General features: G+C 59.6%; 1 pseudogene. It reads left to right on the top strand.

The window, feature by feature from the left end:
* A pseudogene (locus A5636_RS25950) lies at positions 1–1,196 on the top strand (PPE family protein); the annotation flags it as partial.

Below are 1,196 nucleotides of genomic sequence, written 5' to 3'. Positions count from 1 at the left end.
GGATTCGGCAACCTCGGTGATGGCAATATCGGGTTCGGCAACTCCGGTAGCGGCAACATCGGGTTCGGCAACACCGGTAGCGGCAACTTCGGTTTCGGCAACAGCGGTAACGGCAATATCGGGTTGGCTAACTGGGGTGACAACAACTCTGGTATTGGGCTCTTCGGTAACCACCTGAGCGGTTTCGGTGGGTTGAATGCTGGTAGCGGCAATATCGGTCTGTTCAACTCCGGGAACAACAACGTCGGGTTCTTCAACTCTGGTGATGGAAACACCGGCATCGGCAATGCCGGTGACTACAACACCGGTATCGGCAACACCAGCATCGGCAATACCGGTATCGGCAACACCGGCAGCTACAACACCGGCGTCGGCAATACCGGTAGCTACAACACGGGAAGTTTCAACGCCGGCAGCCTCAATACCGGTGATGCCAACGCGGGGGATCGCAACACCGGCAGCTTCAACGGCGGCAGCGTCAACACCGGCTTCGCCAACTCAGGCGACCTCAACACCGGTTCGTTCAACACCGGCAGCATGAACCTCGGTTCATTCATGCTGGCCGACAATCAAGTGGCCGACGGTTTTTCCATCCCGATCAATCTCCCGGCGGTTCCGATCGACCTGGTGGCGGGTACGAACGCGTCGATCCCGATCACCGGCTATTTCGATCCAATCACCATTGGGCCGATCCCGCAGTTCGGCATCCCGGTCAACGTGTCGGTTACCGCCCTCATTTTCTTCACGAGCAGTTTCTCTGGTACCCAACTGACCCCACAGATGCCCCCCATTGTCATCAACCCGATCGTCCTGAAGGACCTGGTGGTCGGAGCGAACGTACAGGTGCCCTTCCAGATGACGCTCCTCGGCAACCTCAACCTCACGGCACCGGGGCTGCTCGGTATTGGGAACTCCTCGGGGTCGTTGTCCTCGGGCTTCTTCAACGGGAATTCCAGTGGGACTTCCGGCTTCTTCAACTCCAGCGATCTGAGTTCGGGCTTCGCCAATGCCAACGGGGCGCTGACGTCGGGCTGGTACAACGCCGGGTCGTTGCTGTCGGGCTTCCAGAACCTCGGCAACGCCATCTCCGGTTTCGCCAACACCAGCACGCTGGCCGCCAACACCGCGGCCATGATCTCCGGCGTGGGCAACATCGGCAGCCAGGTCTCCGGCTTCTTCAACGGCCAGATGAGTGC

The sequence above is a fragment of the Mycobacterium asiaticum genome (assembly GCF_001673315.1).
Classification (GTDB): Bacteria; Actinomycetota; Actinomycetes; order Mycobacteriales; family Mycobacteriaceae; genus Mycobacterium; species Mycobacterium asiaticum_B.
Note: the sequence above shows the minus strand (reverse complement) of the source record. Positions and strands in the feature narration are given on the sequence as shown.